We start from the raw sequence: 14,405 nt of genomic DNA, 5'->3' as shown, positions 1-14,405 counted from the left end.
ATGAGCCAGATCACTCGCTGCCCGTCCTGCTCTACCTCGTTCAAGGTGGTGGCGGACCAATTGCGCATCTCGCAAGGGTGGGTGCGTTGTGGTCAATGCAAAGAGGTGTTTGACGCTTCGGCGCACCTGCTTCCAGCGGCTCCACCAGCGTTGTTGCCCGATGTCTCGTTGACCGACATACGTCCGCCATCCATGCCGGTGGCGCGCAAGGCAGAGACGGGGCGGTCATGGGGTGAGCCGCCTTCTTCGCCACCGGTTGCCCCATCTGCGGAGGCGCTATCGCCAGCCTCCGAAAAACCAGCGTTTTCGCTGTTCCCCACAGGTGCTTCCGACGTAATGGCGGGGTTGCCGGATGCACAGGCCCAGGTGGTGGCTCCGGTTCTAGAGGTTCCACAGCCTGCGGTGCCCGCGTTTCTGTCTGCGGCAGCCGGGGCGGTGGCACCTGGTGCCGATGCGGGAATCGGCCCCTTCACTCCATTTGCCTGGCGCCCGGACTCCGTGCGCAATGTGCCAACAACGGGCGGGGATGTTGCAGGGATGCGGAGCGATGCCGTCGCCTTACCTCCTTTGGCCTTTCCCGAGGTGGCTGCTGATGGGTCATCTTCTTTGCCCAAGGGGGATCACCCCACTGCCTCGTTGTCAGCCGCGTTGCCCGGTGCAGGCGATGGAACATCACTCCCTGCAGGGTATGAGTTACCTGCTGCTGCTCTTCGAGATGGCGAAGAGGTGGCTGCCGATCCAGCTGCAGCCGTGGCGTTGACCCCGATGGGATATCCTGCACTGGAGTTGCCTACCAAGACGGCGTTGCCGGTGGAAGATGCGGAGCTTGAAGAGCGGGCTGAAGTGCCCGTGCCGCCGGTGGGTTTTGCGCAGCCTGTGACGCCGGAACCCGCGCCGGAGGCACTTGCGCTGGTGGAAGACCATTCGCCCGCAGCCGTGTTGCAGGCATCGACTCGCAAGCGATCCTCGGTCCGAAAGGCGTCGGATGCCGTTGACGAGGACGATGACCCTGAGGCCGGACAGGAAGTCAGCTTTGTAGTCGCTGCCCGGCGCAAGGTGTTCTGGCGCAGGCCGATGGTGCGCACAGTGCTTGGAGTGCTGCTTTTGATGTCTGTGGCGGGGCTTGCGCTGCAGGTCGCCGTTCAGGAGCGTGATCGCCTTGCCGCGATGGATGCGCGTGCCAGGCCATGGTTGATGGCGTTGTGCGCTCCCTTGCACTGCGAGATCGCGCCGCCGCGCCAGATTGCGGATGTGGTCATCGACAGTTCTTCGTTCAACAAGGCCCGAGGTGATAGCTATCAACTCGCGCTGACCATGAAGAGCAAGGCCTCGATACCTCTGGCCATGCCCGCCGTCGAGTTGACGTTGACCGATGCGCAGGACCAGCCAGTGCTTCGGCGTGTGCTTTTGCCCACCGACATGGGGGCTCCCATGGAGTTGTCTGCAGGGGGCGAGTGGAGTGCGTCCGTGTCAGTGATTGTGACCACCGGCGGAGCGCGTGTCGCCGGCTATCGGTTGCTGGCGTTTTATCCCTGATTTTTTACCAACCTACTTCTTTGATATGGCTGCCCTCATTTGTGGTTCTCTGGCGTTCGACACCATCATGACCTTCGAGGGCCGTTTTGCCGAGCAGATACTGCCCGACCAGCTGCACATCCTGAACGTCTCTTTCCTGGTGCCTTCGTTGCGGCGCGACTTTGGTGGTTGTGCGGGCAACATTGCGTATAGCCTCAAGTTGCTCGGCGGTGAGCCATTGCCAATGGCCATGCTGGGCAGTGATGGCGCTGACTATCTGCAGCGCCTGGAATTGCTGGGTATCAGTGCGCGTCATGTGGGGCAGGTCCAGGACACCTACACCGCACAAGCCATGATCATGACGGACCGTGACAACAACCAGATCACCGCCTTCCACCCTGGGGCAATGATGCAGGCACATGTGAACCGCATCGAGGCAGATGTGGGGGTGAGCGTGGGGATCATCGCGCCGGATGGTCGTGACGCCATGCTTGAACACGCGGCACAGTTTGTGGCGGCCGGTATTCCTTTTGTATTTGACCCGGGCCAGGGCTTGCCCATGTTCAATGGTGAAGAGCTGGCGCGGTTCGTGGACCAGGCTTCCTGGGTGACGGTCAATGACTACGAGGGGAAAATGCTTTGCGACCGCACGGGCTGGACGCTTGCAGAGATTTCGCGCAAGGTAAAGGGGCTTGTGGTGACGCTGGGCGCGGAGGGCTGCGAGGTCTGGGTGGATGGTCAGAAAACCCATGTACCCGCCGTGGTGCCTGCCCAAGTGGTGGATCCTACGGGGTGTGGTGACGCTTGGCGGGGCGCGTTGTTGTTCGGCCTGGAAAAGGGCTGGCCGCTGGTGCGTTGCGCCGAGCTGGGCAACCGGGTGGGAGCCCTCAAGATTGCACAGCGGGGCCCGCAAAACTACACACTGGATTTCATCCCCGCGTAATTGGGCCAGCTTTCCATGAAGTCACGGGGCGCCATTGCTGCCGGCTTCTTGTGTTGCACGGCGCGTGGTGTGCAACACGAACAGGCATAAAAAAACCCGGTGCGCAGGCACCGGGTTGAGCGTGTGATACGCCAGGATTAAGGCTTGTTGCCCGTAGGGAAGGGCCAGGCTGCCTGAGGATTCAGGGTGGTCTGTGCTGCTGGAGCTGCTGCCGCAGGGGCAGGCGCCTTGGGGGCCTTCTTGGCCGGTGCAGCTTTTTTTGCAGGAGCCTTGGCGGGAGCGGCCTTCTTGGCAGCCGTTGCCTTCTTGGCGGGAGCCGCCTTCTTGGCTGGGGCGGCAGGCTTCTTCGCTGCTACTGCCTTCTTGGCGGGAGCGGCTTTCTTTGCCGGTGCTGCTGCCTTCTTGGCAGGTGCGGCCTTCTTCGCTGCTACTGCCTTTTTGGCGGGAGCGGCTTTCTTTGCCGGTGCTGCTGCCTTCTTGGCGGGAGCGGCCTTCTTCGCTGCTACTGCCTTTTTGGCGGGAGCGGCTTTCTTTGCCGGTGCTGCTGCCTTCTTGGCAGGTGCAGCCTTCTTCGCTGCTACTGCCTTCTTGGCGGGAGCGGCTTTCTTTGCCGGTGCTGCTGCCTTCTTGGCAGGTGCAGCCTTCTTCGCTGCTACTGGTTTTGCAGGTGCAGCTTTTTTCGCTGGGGTCGCCTTCTTAGCGGCTGGTTTTTTCGCAGTTGCCATCATGTTCTCCTTGGGTCAATTTGCAAAGAGCACTTCCTGTCTGCAGTGGACACGAAGCGATCCATGGCGATGGAGAAATCCCCATCGCCATGAACACGGGAACGCCCTGCACCGCAACGCACTGCAGCGCTGCTTGTGGTGGTGGGCGTGGTGTAAAAATCCATGGTGGTGTGTTGCGAAAAGGCGCTAGTCCCAGGACAGCGCACCACCGGACTGGTATTCAATAACCCGGGTCTCGAAGAAGTTGCGTTCCTTCTTGAGGTCAATCATCTCGCTCATCCACGGGAACGGGTTTTCTTCATTGGGAAACAGCGTCTCCAGCCCGATTTGTGTGGCACGGCGGTTGGCGATGTAACGCAGGTATCCCTTGAACATCGATGCATTCATGCCCAGCACGCCGCGCGGCATGGTGTCTTCCGCGTAGCGGTACTCGAGTTCAACCGCCTTGAGGAACAGCGCCTTGATCTCGGCCTTGAATTCAGTGGTCCACAGATGGGGATTTTCCAGCTTGAGCTGGTTGATCAGGTCAATGCCAAAGTTGCAGTGCATCGATTCGTCGCGCAAGATGTACTGGTACTGCTCGGCGGCGCCAGTCATCTTGTTCTGGCGGCCCAGTGCAAGGATCTGTGTGAAGCCGACGTAGAAGAACAGGCCTTCCATCAGGCAGGCAAACACGATCAGCGACTTGAGGAGCGTCTGGTCGGTTTCGGGCGTGCCAGTGTGGAAGTTCGGATCCATGATCGCCTCGATGAAGGGGATCAGGAACTGGTCCTTGTCGCGGATGGACTGGACTTCGTTGTACGCGTTGAAAATCTCGCTCTCATCAAGCCCCAGCGATTCCACGATGTACTGATAGGCGTGCGTGTGGATAGCTTCTTCAAAGGCCTGGCGCAGCAGGAACTGGCGGCACTCTGGCGCCGTGATGTGGCGATAGGTGCCCAGTACGATGTTGTTGGCAGCCAGCGAGTCTGCCGTGACAAAGAAGCCCAGGTTGCGCTTGATGATGCGGCGTTCGTCATCGGTCAGGCCATTGGGGTCCTTCCACAACGCGATGTCGCGCGTCATGTTCACTTCCTGAGGCATCCAATGGTTGGCGCAGGTGGCCAGGTATTTTTCCCAGGCCCACTTGTATTTGAACGGGACCAGCTGATTGACATCCGTCTGCCCGTTGATGATGCGTTTGTCGGCAGCGTTCACGCGGCGTTGCGTGGCTGCGGCAGGTGTTGAGTGCGGTGCTGCAGAGGCAGTCATCGATGCGTGCACTTCCTGCAGTGAGGGGGTTTGGAAAGGCAAAGGCGGCTGTCCCGCCGGGTGGCTTTGGTTCAGTCCACCGTCCAGTTGATTTTGCGATGAGGGCTTGACTTCTTCGTCCCAGGTCAACATAGATTTTCCAGTGTTCGGATTATGAAAGCAGTGCTGCGAAAAGAAAAGCACTGAAGCGTTGTGCAGCAAGGATTTGTTGCTTCACAGCACATGCGCGACACCTCGGAAGAGCCCAAGGTGTTGCGTGCGAAGTTGTTATTGGCAGGCTTCGCAGCCGGGATCATCGATAGCGCAGAACTTGACGTCCGTAGCAGGCACTGCTGATGCTTGATGGGTGGCTTCAGCGGCTGCCGCATCGAGTGCGCTGGGTTTCGCTGCAACGGGCACCGACGCTGCCGATGCACCACTGTCATTGCCCGACGAAACGGCATTGAGCTGGCGTGTATTCACGGTGCTCATCTCGACGTGTGTGGCGCTTTGTGTGCGCAGGTAATACGTGGTCTTGAGGCCACGGATCCAGGCCAGCTTGTAGGTGTCGTCGAGCTTCTTGCCCGATGCGCCGGCCATGTAGATGTTCAGGCTCTGCGCCTGATCAATCCATTTCTGGCGACGCGATGCGGCTTCCACCAGCCACTGCGGCTCGACTTCAAACGCTGTGGAGTACAGCGCCTTGATGTCCTGTGGCACCCGGTCGATGGGGTGCAGCGAACCCTTGAAGTGCTTGAGGTCCATGATCATCACGTCATCCCACAGGCCCAGGCGCTTGAGGTCGCGCACCAGCCCACCGTTGATAACCGTGAATTCACCTGACAGGTTGGACTTGACCGACAGGTTGCCGAACGAAGGCTCGATCGAGGCATCAACGCCGATGATGTTGGAGATGGTGGCCGTGGGGGCAATGGCGACGCAGTTGGAGTTGCGCATGCCGTCCTGTGCAATTTTCTTGCGCAGGGCATCCCAGTCCAGGGTGGACGAGCGATCCACTTCCACATATCCGCCACGGGCCTGCGAGAGCATGTCCAGCGTGTCGAAAGGCAGGATGCCGCGATCCCACAGCGAGCCCTTGTAGCTGGAGTACTGGCCGCGTTCCCGGGCCAATTCGGTGGAGGCCCAGTAGGCGTAGTAGCAGATGGCCTCCATCGACTTGTCGGCGAATTCCACGGCCTCCTGCGAGGCGTAGGGAATGCGCAGTTCGTACAGGCTGTCTTGGAACGCCATGACGCCCAGGCCCACGGGGCGGTGGCGCAGATTGGAGTCGCGGGCCTTCTTGACGGCGTAATAGTTGATGTCGATCACGTTGTCGAGCATACGCATGGCAACCGTGATGGTCTTCTTGAGCTTCTCGTGGTCGATCTGGCCGTCCTTGATGTGCTGCAGCAGGTTGACCGAACCGAGATTGCAGACGGCGGTTTCGGTGTCGCTGGTGTTGAGTGTGATCTCAGTGCACAGGTTGGACGAGTGCACCACACCAGCGTGCTGCTGGGGCGAACGCACGTTGCAGGCATCCTTGAAGGTGATCCAAGGATGGCCGGTCTCGAACAGCATGGTCAGCATCTTGCGCCACATGTCGGTGGCCTGCACCGTCTTGGCGGGTTTGATCTCGCCGCGCGCGGCCTTCTCTTCGTAGGCCACATAGGCCTTCTCGAAGTCGGCGCCGAACAGATCGTGCAGGTCGGGCACGTTGGAGGGCGAGAACAATGTCCAGGTGCCCTTTTCCATCACGCGGCGCATGAACAGGTCAGGGATCCAGTTGGCCGTGTTCATGTCGTGCGTGCGGCGGCGGTCGTCGCCAGTGTTCTTGCGCAGTTCCAGGAACTCTTCGATATCCAGGTGCCAGGTTTCCAGGTAGGTGCAGACGGCGCCTTTGCGCTTGCCGCCCTGGTTCACCGCCACAGCGGTGTCGTTGACCACCTTGAGGAAGGGCACCACGCCTTGCGATTCGCCGTTTGTGCCCTTGATGTGGGAGCCCAGGGCGCGCACGCGGGTCCAGTCATTGCCCAGGCCGCCAGCAAACTTGGACAGCAGGGCGTTTTCCTTGATCGATTCGTAGATACCATCCAGGTCGTCGGGCACCGTGGTCAGGTAGCAGCTGGACAGCTGCGAGCGCAGGGTGCCGCTGTTGAACAGCGTGGGGGTGGACGACATGAAGTCGAAGGACGACAGCACTTCGTAGAACTCGATGGCGCGGGCCTCGCGGTCGGTTTCATTGAGTGCCAGGCCCATGGCCACGCGCATGAAGAACGCCTGGGGCAGTTCGATGCGGGTTTTCTTGACGTGCAGGAAGTAGCGGTCATACAGGGTCTGCAGGCCGAGGTAGTCGAACTGAAGGTCGCGCTCGGCCTTGAGCGCGGCGCCCAGGCGGGTCAGGTCGTATTGCTTGAGCAGGCGCTCGTCCAACAGCTCGTTGTCCACCCCCTTCTGGATGAAGGCGGGGAAATAGTCCCTGTAGGCCTGGCCCATGTCGCTCTGGGCGACCTCGCGTCCCAGCACCTCGCGCACGATGGTATGCAGCAGCAGGCGGGCCGTGGCATAGGTGTAGTCAGGGTCTTTTTCGATCAGGGTGCGGGCGGCGAGGATGGACGCCTTGTAGACCTCGTCCATGGGAACGCCGTCATACAGGTTGCGCATGGTCTCGGCGACGATGGGCGCGGCCTGGATGTCGGCGCCGAGGTTGGCGCAGGCCGATTCGATGAGCCCGTGCAGGCGCAGGATGTCCAGCTGCACGCGTTGGCCGTTGTCGATCACGTTCAACATGGGGGTTGCGGGCGCAAGCTGTTCCTGGTGGTGGGCACGCTCTTGCGTGCGGCGCTCGCGGTACAGAACATAGGCCCGGGCGACTTCGTGGTGTTCGCCGCGCATCAGGCCCAGTTCAACCTGATCCTGCACGTCTTCAATATGGAAGGTGCCGCCACCGGGACGCGAGCGCATGAGGGCGCGGACCACATTCTGGGTGAGCGTGTCCACCACCTCGCGCACGCTGGCGGAGGCGGCGCCCTGCGTGCCGTGCACTGCCAGAAATGCCTTCATCATCGCCACCGCAATTTTTTGCGGCTCAAAGGGCACGACTGCTCCGTTGCGGCGAATGATCTGATAGTGCGCCAGCGAGTTACCCGCCACTGCTGGTGCGGACTGGGTGTTTGGGGCCTCGGGGGAGGCGGCATGGGGCGTGGAAGGCGTGTTCAAAGCAGCTTGCATGGGGGGTCCTCTTCTGTGGGCTGTCTGGGGTGTGGTGCGCGGCCTGGATGCCGTCGCAGCGTGTGAGTGGTGCGGCGGACTACTGTCTGGCGCACACTATATATGGTGTGTCACATGCATTCAAGACACTACCGGTAGTGTACCGTCGTATTGCCCTCAGAAAAACGAAACAGCATGTCAGCGGCGCCACAGGGCCTTCTGCTGACCCCGCCGGAACCCGTTGCCCCTGCGGAAAAGCAGGACGAAAACCTCGCAAAGACAAGCGTTTCGAGCGGATTTTCTGCGCGAGGCCGCGTGGTGTCTGGGGACGCGACGATGTGCAAATGCACATAGAAAAAAGTCGCTGAATGTGGCGCAACCACAGCGCCCTCAGCGAGCGGCTTGAATGTCAGGCCAGGTGGCTGCCGGAAAACGTTGCACGGGCCAGTTCAGTGCTTTTTGTACCTGCGCCCAATCGAAGCCGGAGCCTGGGTCCTGCTTGCGCCCGGGCGCGATGTGCTCATGCCCTGCGATGTGTTCAATGGGGTAGCGCTGTTCGATGTCCTGGCAGAGCGTTGTCAGGGTCTGGTACTGCGCCGGTTCGAACGTAAGCCCTTCAAGGCCTTCCAGTTCAATGCCAATCGAGTCATCGTTGCACTGGCTGCGGCCACGGTAGGCCGACTGGCCAGCATGCCAGGCCCGAAGATCACAGTCCACAAACTGCCAAAGGGCGCCGGTGCGGTCAATGAAGAAATGCGACGAAACGGCCAAACCACGGATGCTCTGGTAGTAGGGGTGTGCATCCCAGTCCAGCGAGTTGGTGAATAGCTGTTGCACCGCATTCCCGCCATATGTGCCTGGCGGCAAACTGATGGAATGCACCACGATCAGGTCGATGGAGGAGCTTGCCGGGGCAGGGCGCACACCATGGTTGGGGGATTCCAGCCTGGTCGCTGCACGGTGCCATCCACCGTCCCAAGGCGTTGATCTGCCTGGTGCCGCGTCAGCCGATCTCGTCATGCGGGTCCTGGTCATTGGGGACGGCGATGTTCAGCCGGGCGATGCGGTAGCGTATCTGACGCAGGCTGATGCCCAGCCGGGCTGCGGTGGCGGTTCTGTTGAAACCCGCTTCGCGCAAGGCTCGTATCAGAATGTCCCGCTCCTGCTGGTCCAGCCAGGCCTGAAGGTCATTGGGCAGAGGGACCGAGCAGCCCGTGCTGGTTGCAGGCTGTGGTGGTTGGTGGGCAGACTGCGCCTCGGTGTGGTTGGGGAGGGTGGGGGCTGGTAGCGTCCGCGCCCCCAATGGGGTGGGGGTGCCAGAGGGCCAGTCCACATGCAGCTCGTCTCCGTCGCTGAGTGCCACGGCCCGGTGCAACAGGTTTTCCAGTTCGCGGACGTTGCCGGTCAGGGGGTGTGCGGCAATGGCTTGGAGCGCATGCTCTGTCAGAGAAGGCACTGGCATGCCGGATTCCTGGGCGATGCGCGCCAGAAGTGCGGCACACAGCACAGGCAGATCTTCACGCCGCTCGCGCAACGGGGGGATCACGATTTCGATCACGTTGAGCCGGTAATAGAGATCCTGGCGGAAGCGGCCCGATTGCACGTCGGCGGCCAGGTCGCGGTGTGTGGCGCTCACGATGCGCACATCCACCGTCTCCTCCTGGGTGGAGCCAAGAGGCCGTACGCTGCGCTCCTGGATGGCGCGCAGCAATTTGGACTGCATGGCCAAGGGAAGGTCACCGATTTCGTCCAGAAACAGCGTGCCGCCACGGGCTGCCTGAAAGTAGCCGTCCCGATCCTGGGTGGCGCCGGTGTAAGAGCCTTTCCGGGCACCAAAAAATTCTGCCTCCAGCAGGTTTTCTGGGATGGCGCCGCAGTTCACGGCAACCAGGGGACCATCGGCACGCTGGCTGCTGGCATGCAGCGCTTGCGCAACCAGTTCCTTGCCCGTGCCGGATTCCCCATGAATCAGCACGGGCGCCATGCCTCGTGCCACCTTGGCCACGCGCTGCTTGACGTTGCGAATGGCCTCTGAGGTGCCCACCAGCCGGTCCAGTGCGGTGCCCGCCGCCAAGGGGTCTGCGCTGAACGCCCCCTGCCGACCCTGTACGCCGCCGGTGCGTGCGGCCCGGGGCGCGGGGACACCCCCGGTGCCTTGCACGGCCGATGCGACGACCGAGCGGAACTGCTTCAGATCCACGGGTTTGGTTAGATAGTCGAAGGCACCAGAGCGCAGGGCTTCCACGGCGTTCTCGGCGGAGCCATACGCTGTCATGACCACGCAGCGCTCGCGGCGCTGCTGGTCGCGCAGATCCTGCAGCAGTTCCATGCCGAAACCGTCGGGCAGGCGCATGTCGGTGATGACGGCGTCAAAGCGGTGGGCCTTGAGCTGTTCGCGCGCCTCCTGGACGCTGGATGCGGTCTCCACCCGGTAGCCTTCGCGCAGCAAGGTCAGTTCGTACAAGGTGCGCAGGTCGGGTTCGTCGTCCACGACGAGGATGGAAGCGGTAGGTGCGTTCATGGCAGGGCGTTTCAGACCACGATGGTGTCAAACAGCGTGGCAGCATCGGCAGGGCGTGTGGTGCGGCGAAAGCCGACGGTAAAGGCGTTGCCGCCCACCTCGCCCCGCAAGGTGGTGCGGGTCAGCCGCTGGTAGCTGATGGACGCTCCATGGCGCTGGCACAACTCGCGGCAAATATAGAGGCCCAGGCCGCTGGAGCGGCTTTCGGAGGAAAAAAACGGTTCGAACAGGTGACGCTCCACGGACTTGTCCATGGGGGCACCGTCGCTCCAGACTTGCAGGCTGGTCTGGCCGGAGGGCAAGGTGCGGGTGGTCACCGTGAGGGAGTCAGGCTCCTGTCCCACATAGCGCAGGGCATTGTCCAGCAGGTTCACGAGCACTCGGCGCAGGTGTTCGGTGTCGAATTCCACCTGCGGATTGCCCGCTTCCAGCATCACTACCGCACGGCGCTGCACGGGGTCCTGGGCCTGCCAGTCATTCCATATTTGCGACACCGTTTCGTCCAGGGGCAAGGTGGACGCGGGCGCATGGCTGATCTGGTGCTGCACGCGGGCGATGTCCAGTACCTCCTCGGCAATGCGCGCGAGGCGGTCGGCGTTCTGCTGCACCATGTGGGCCAGGCGCTTGTGTGCCGGGTCGTGCAGGTCTTCTTCGAGCAAGGCATTGGCCTGTACGATGGCGGCCAGCGGGTTGCGGATCTCATGGGCCACGGCGGCGGACATGCGGCCCATGGCCGCCAGCTTTTCCGTGCGCAGGCGGGCCTCCATCTCGCGCAGGTCGTGCAGGAACATCACGCACAGGCGCTCGGTCTGCGTCTGCCGCGCTGCCTCGCGCGTCGAAGTCAACCACGTGCGTACATGCAGCCCGGTGGGGCTTTGTCCCGGGTGCAGGAGGTCTACGTCGGCGGTCTGGGGCTGTTCCTGGCGGAAGGTGCGCCGAGCCAGGATCACGAGCGGATTCCAGGGGGCCTCGGATGCCAGGATGAATGGCAGCTCGGGCAGCGAGGTGCCCCCGAGCAACTGCAGCCCTGCGGGGTTTGCAATGCGCACAACATCGCTTTCGTCCACGACCAACACCCCGTCGGTCAGGTTCTGGATGACCAGTGCGCTGACCTGCGTCTGCACGCGGGCAGCAACCTGGCTTTGCTGCGCCACTTCCTGCTCGCGCGCCAAGCGTGTTGCCAGTTGGTGCACAAGATAGCTCACGATGAAATAGCCTGTGCCAGTCAGCGCACTTTGCAGGTAGCGCGGTGCATCGTCACCCGCAGTGCCCGAGCCGAGCCACCAGGCCCAGCCCAGCAGCAGCAGCGTGACGCCTGCTGTGGTGCCCAGTGCCAAGGTCAGCGTTCCCAGCACGGCTGCCATCAGGATGGGCAAGCCAAACAGGGGGGTGTAGTTCATGGCGCCTGCGTTGAGCAGTTGCAGGGCAGCAATCGCAGCAAGGTCAACACCAATGGAGGGGAGCCATTGGGGGCCGGTCTTGGGTGATGGCGGTCTGTGCCTGGCGAGCACGCGCAGCATGACGGCGGCCACCAGATAGGCCACACACACTGCCAGCACGGCGGGTTCGGTGGTCTGGTTGATGGCCTGCCCGGCCCCTTGCAGTACCAGCAGGGCCAGCGCGACCATGACGCGGCCCGTGAGAAAACCGCGCCACAGGCGCACAAACGGCGCATCCATGGTGGACGCAAAGGTGCTTGCGGACAGCGGTGGCATGGTCGGTTTCAGACCGGGCCCAGGCGCCGGTGTTCTGTGCAGCAGTAGGCTTGTTCGCCCACCATCAGTGCGTCTGCCTGCGGAATGTGAACGCCGCAGTGGGCGCAGGCCAGCATGTTCTGCGGGAGGGCCAGCGGAGGTGCAGGCGTTTTGGAAGCGTTTGCCTCTGGCGCGCGTCGGCTGCGCCAGATACCGATGGCGATGGCCAGAACCACCAGCAAGACCAGGTATTTCATGCGCTGCGGCCCAGGACGACTTCCATGACAAAGCGGGAGCCCACATAGGCCAGCAACAGCAGCGCTGATCCGGCGTAGAGCACGCGCACGGCATTGCGTCCCCGCCACCCGAAGCGTGCTCGGCCCACCAGCAACGTGGCAAACGTGATCCAGGACAGCAGCGAGAACACGGCCTTGTGGTCCCACCGCCAGGCCCTGCCGTACAGCGTGTCACCAAACAGCCAGCCCGCCAGCAGCGTGGCAGTCAGCAGGATGAAGCCCGCCGTCACAAACCGGAAGGTCAGGCGCTCCAGCGTGAGCAGGGGGATGCCGCTGTGGGGATCTTCGGCCTGCCGGATGCGTTGCTCTGCGCGTGTCATCAGCCAGGCGTGCACCACGGCGGCGGCAAACAAGCCGTAGCAGGCAATGCCCAGCGCCAGGTGCAGCGGCAGCCAGGCGGAAGCCGTCACATGCAGCGGCTGGCCCGGAAAGAGCATCGCCAGCACAATGGCAACCGCCCCCAGCGCTGCCAGTATCCAGCGTGACTGCATCTGCGGAAACAGCTGCCGCTCTACCGCGTACACCGTCAGCACCAGCCAGGCGGTCATCGACAAGGCGGGTGCAAAACCAAATCGGGGGGAATCGCCCCACAGGCCCCATACCAGCACGGCGCCATGCAGCAACCAGGCCACCAGCAGTGCATTGCGCGCCGCTGTAGCGCCCAGCCGCGAGGATGCGGCAGCCGGAACGGCGTATGCCACGGCAGCGGCCAGGGCCAGGAGCCAGCTGGCAGGGGAAGCACTGGGTAAAATCATGGATCGCAGTTTAGCCTTTCGCCCCACCGCCAGCACCCTGGCGCGCAGGCAACACCGGACATCTCCCCTATGGCCTCCGCCCTTACCGACAAACTCACGCGCCTCGTCAAGGAGATGCGTGGCCAGGCCCGCATCACCGAAACCAATGTGCAGGACATGCTGCGCGAGGTGCGCATGGCCCTGCTCGAAGCCGATGTGGCCCTGCCGGTGGTGCGCGATTTCATCGCCCGTGTCAAAGAGAAGGCCCTGGGCCAGGAAGTGCTGGGCTCGCTCAAGCCCGGTCAGACGCTGGTCAGCATCGTCAATCGTGAACTGGCCGCCACCATGGGCGAAGGCGTGGCTGACATCAACCTGGCCGCCCAGCCGCCCGCCGTGATCCTGATGGCTGGTCTTCAAGGCGCGGGCAAGACCACCACCACGGCCAAGCTGGCCAAGCACCTGATCGAAAAGCGCAAGAAGAAGGTGCTGACCGTGTCGGGCGACGTGTACCGCCCGGCCGCTATCGAGCAGCTCAAGACGGTGACCAAGCAGGCCGGTGCCGAATGGTTTCCCAGCACGCCCGACCAGAAGCCGCTCGACATCGCCCACGCCGCACTGGACTACGCCAAGAAGCACTACTTTGACGTGCTGCTGGTCGATACGGCGGGTCGCCTGGCCATCGACGAAGCTTTGATGAAGGAAATCAAGGACCTGCACGCCGCGCTGAACCCGGTCGAAACCTTGTTCGTGGTCGATGCCATGCAGGGTCAGGATGCCATCAACACCGCCAAGGCCTTCAAGGAAGCGCTGCCGCTCACCGGCATCGTGCTCACCAAGCTCGACGGCGATTCGCGCGGCGGTGCTGCGCTGTCCGTGCGCCAGATCACGGGGGCGCCCATCAAGTTTGCGGGCGTGTCTGAAAAGCTCGACGGCCTGGAGGTGTTCGATGCCGAGCGCCACGCGGGCCGCATTCTGGGCATGGGCGATATCGTGGCCCTGGTGGAGCAGGTCACGGCCGGGGTGGACATGGAGGCCGCACAAAAGCTGGCGGCCAAGGTCAAGAGTGGCGATGGGTTCGATCTGAACGACTTCCTCTCGCAGATCCAGCAGATGAAGCAGATGGGGGGGCTTTCCAGCCTGATGGACAAGCTGCCGTCTCAGTTGACCGCCAAGGCAGGAGCCTTGGACATGGACAAGGCCGAGAAGGACATCAAGCGCAAGGAAGGCATCATCCAGAGCATGACGCCGCTGGAGCGCCGCAAGCCCGAACTCATCAAGGCTACGCGCAAGAAGCGCATCGCCAATGGGGCGGGTGTGCATGTGCAAGAGGTCAACCGCTTGCTCAAGGAGTTTGAGCAGATGCAGGGCATGATGAAGAAGATGAAGGGCGGCGGCCTGATGAAGATGATGAAGAAGATGGGCGGGATGAAGGGTATGGGCGGGGGCGGCATGCCCAAGATGCCTTTCTGAGCCCCCGGCGCTGAAATGCAAAAACCGTGAAGAGGCACGGCTTCTTCAGGGTTTTTTGCATTCGGGGGAG

At 62.4% G+C, this 14,405-nt stretch carries 12 protein-coding genes; 3 read left to right on the top strand and 9 right to left on the bottom strand.

Annotated features, from left to right (window positions below):
* Positions 1-1,536, top strand: coding sequence for a zinc-ribbon and DUF3426 domain-containing protein (locus ACT89O_RS20190; RefSeq protein ID WP_487260998.1), 1,536 nt, complete (start codon positions 1-3; stop codon positions 1,534-1,536).
* 25 nt (positions 1,537-1,561) lie between these two features.
* Positions 1,562-2,458 carry a carbohydrate kinase family protein gene (locus tag ACT89O_RS20185; protein ID WP_121508595.1) on the top strand — a complete coding sequence of 299 codons (897 nt, stop codon included), beginning with the start codon at positions 1,562-1,564 and terminating at the stop codon, positions 2,456-2,458.
* A 137-nt stretch (positions 2,459-2,595) separates the two neighbouring features.
* On the opposite strand, the gene ACT89O_RS20180 is transcribed toward ACT89O_RS20185, so the two are convergent.
* The 9 genes from ACT89O_RS20180 to ACT89O_RS20140 form a co-directional block, all read right to left on the bottom strand.
* The gene (locus ACT89O_RS20180; protein WP_055395059.1) at positions 2,596-3,183 is read right to left on the bottom strand and encodes a hypothetical protein; all 588 of its coding nucleotides are present in this window, start codon (positions 3,181-3,183) and stop codon (positions 2,596-2,598) included.
* On the bottom strand, positions 3,183-3,347 hold the full coding sequence (locus ACT89O_RS20175; RefSeq protein ID WP_158603296.1) for a hypothetical protein: 165 nt from the start codon (positions 3,345-3,347) through the stop codon (positions 3,183-3,185). The genes ACT89O_RS20180 and ACT89O_RS20175 overlap by 1 nt, the downstream gene beginning before the upstream one ends.
* A gap of 22 nt (positions 3,348-3,369) precedes the next feature.
* The gene (locus tag ACT89O_RS20170) at positions 3,370-4,566 is read right to left on the bottom strand and encodes a ribonucleotide-diphosphate reductase subunit beta (RefSeq protein WP_487260997.1); all 1,197 of its coding nucleotides are present in this window, start codon (positions 4,564-4,566) and stop codon (positions 3,370-3,372) included.
* A 135-nt stretch (positions 4,567-4,701) separates the two neighbouring features.
* Positions 4,702-7,641, bottom strand: a complete 2,940-nt coding sequence (locus ACT89O_RS20165) for a ribonucleoside-diphosphate reductase subunit alpha (protein ID WP_487260996.1) — start codon at positions 7,639-7,641, stop codon at positions 4,702-4,704.
* Positions 7,642-8,010: 369 nt separating this feature from the next.
* Positions 8,011-8,640: a 1,6-anhydro-N-acetylmuramyl-L-alanine amidase AmpD gene (gene ampD / locus ACT89O_RS20160; RefSeq protein ID WP_487260995.1), complete on the bottom strand. Its 630-nt coding sequence runs from the start codon at positions 8,638-8,640 to the stop codon at positions 8,011-8,013.
* A complete protein-coding gene (locus ACT89O_RS20155; RefSeq protein WP_487260994.1) occupies positions 8,624-10,141 on the bottom strand; it encodes a sigma-54-dependent transcriptional regulator in 1,518 nt (505 codons plus the stop codon). The genes ampD and ACT89O_RS20155 overlap by 17 nt, the downstream gene beginning before the upstream one ends.
* Before the next feature lie 11 nt (positions 10,142-10,152).
* Positions 10,153-11,856 carry a two-component system sensor histidine kinase NtrB gene (locus ACT89O_RS20150; RefSeq protein ID WP_487260993.1) on the bottom strand — a complete coding sequence of 568 codons (1,704 nt, stop codon included), beginning with the start codon at positions 11,854-11,856 and terminating at the stop codon, positions 10,153-10,155.
* A gap of 8 nt (positions 11,857-11,864) precedes the next feature.
* Complete coding sequence (locus tag ACT89O_RS20145; RefSeq protein WP_121421116.1) at positions 11,865-12,092, bottom strand: PP0621 family protein; 228 nt, start codon at positions 12,090-12,092, stop codon at positions 11,865-11,867.
* Positions 12,089-12,886 carry a cytochrome C assembly family protein gene (locus ACT89O_RS20140; RefSeq protein ID WP_055395019.1) on the bottom strand — a complete coding sequence of 266 codons (798 nt, stop codon included), beginning with the start codon at positions 12,884-12,886 and terminating at the stop codon, positions 12,089-12,091. The genes ACT89O_RS20145 and ACT89O_RS20140 overlap by 4 nt, the downstream gene beginning before the upstream one ends.
* Positions 12,887-12,955: 69 nt before the next feature.
* On the opposite strand from ACT89O_RS20140, the gene ffh reads away from it, so the two are divergent.
* Positions 12,956-14,335, top strand: a complete 1,380-nt coding sequence (gene ffh / locus ACT89O_RS20135; RefSeq protein ID WP_055395017.1) for a signal recognition particle protein — start codon at positions 12,956-12,958, stop codon at positions 14,333-14,335.
* The last annotated feature ends 70 nt before the right edge of the window (positions 14,336-14,405 follow it).

The organism is Acidovorax sp. NN32, from assembly GCF_057597245.1.
The sequence above is the reverse complement of the archived record's forward strand: the minus strand, read 5'-3'. Positions and strand labels throughout refer to the sequence as shown.

Excerpts from the sequence above, each read along its gene's own strand:
- ACT89O_RS20190 (WP_487260998.1), top strand. The coding sequence starts at position 1 with ATGAGCCAGATCACTCGCTGCCCGTCCTGCTCTACCTCGTTCAAGGTG.
- ACT89O_RS20185 (WP_121508595.1), top strand. The coding sequence starts at position 1,562 with ATGGCTGCCCTCATTTGTGGTTCTCTGGCGTTCGACACCATCATGACC.
- ACT89O_RS20180 (WP_055395059.1), bottom strand. The coding sequence starts at position 3,183 with ATGGCAACTGCGAAAAAACCAGCCGCTAAGAAGGCGACCCCAGCGAAA.
- ACT89O_RS20175 (WP_158603296.1), bottom strand. The coding sequence starts at position 3,347 with ATGGATTTTTACACCACGCCCACCACCACAAGCAGCGCTGCAGTGCGT.
- ACT89O_RS20170 (WP_487260997.1), bottom strand. The coding sequence starts at position 4,566 with ATGTTGACCTGGGACGAAGAAGTCAAGCCCTCATCGCAAAATCAACTG.
- ACT89O_RS20165 (WP_487260996.1), bottom strand. The coding sequence starts at position 7,641 with ATGCAAGCTGCTTTGAACACGCCTTCCACGCCCCATGCCGCCTCCCCC.
- ampD (WP_487260995.1), bottom strand. The coding sequence starts at position 8,640 with ATGACGAGATCGGCTGACGCGGCACCAGGCAGATCAACGCCTTGGGAC.
- ACT89O_RS20155 (WP_487260994.1), bottom strand. The coding sequence starts at position 10,141 with ATGAACGCACCTACCGCTTCCATCCTCGTCGTGGACGACGAACCCGAC.
- ACT89O_RS20150 (WP_487260993.1), bottom strand. The coding sequence starts at position 11,856 with ATGCCACCGCTGTCCGCAAGCACCTTTGCGTCCACCATGGATGCGCCG.
- ACT89O_RS20145 (WP_121421116.1), bottom strand. The coding sequence starts at position 12,092 with ATGAAATACCTGGTCTTGCTGGTGGTTCTGGCCATCGCCATCGGTATC.
- ACT89O_RS20140 (WP_055395019.1), bottom strand. The coding sequence starts at position 12,886 with ATGATTTTACCCAGTGCTTCCCCTGCCAGCTGGCTCCTGGCCCTGGCC.
- ffh (WP_055395017.1), top strand. The coding sequence starts at position 12,956 with ATGGCCTCCGCCCTTACCGACAAACTCACGCGCCTCGTCAAGGAGATG.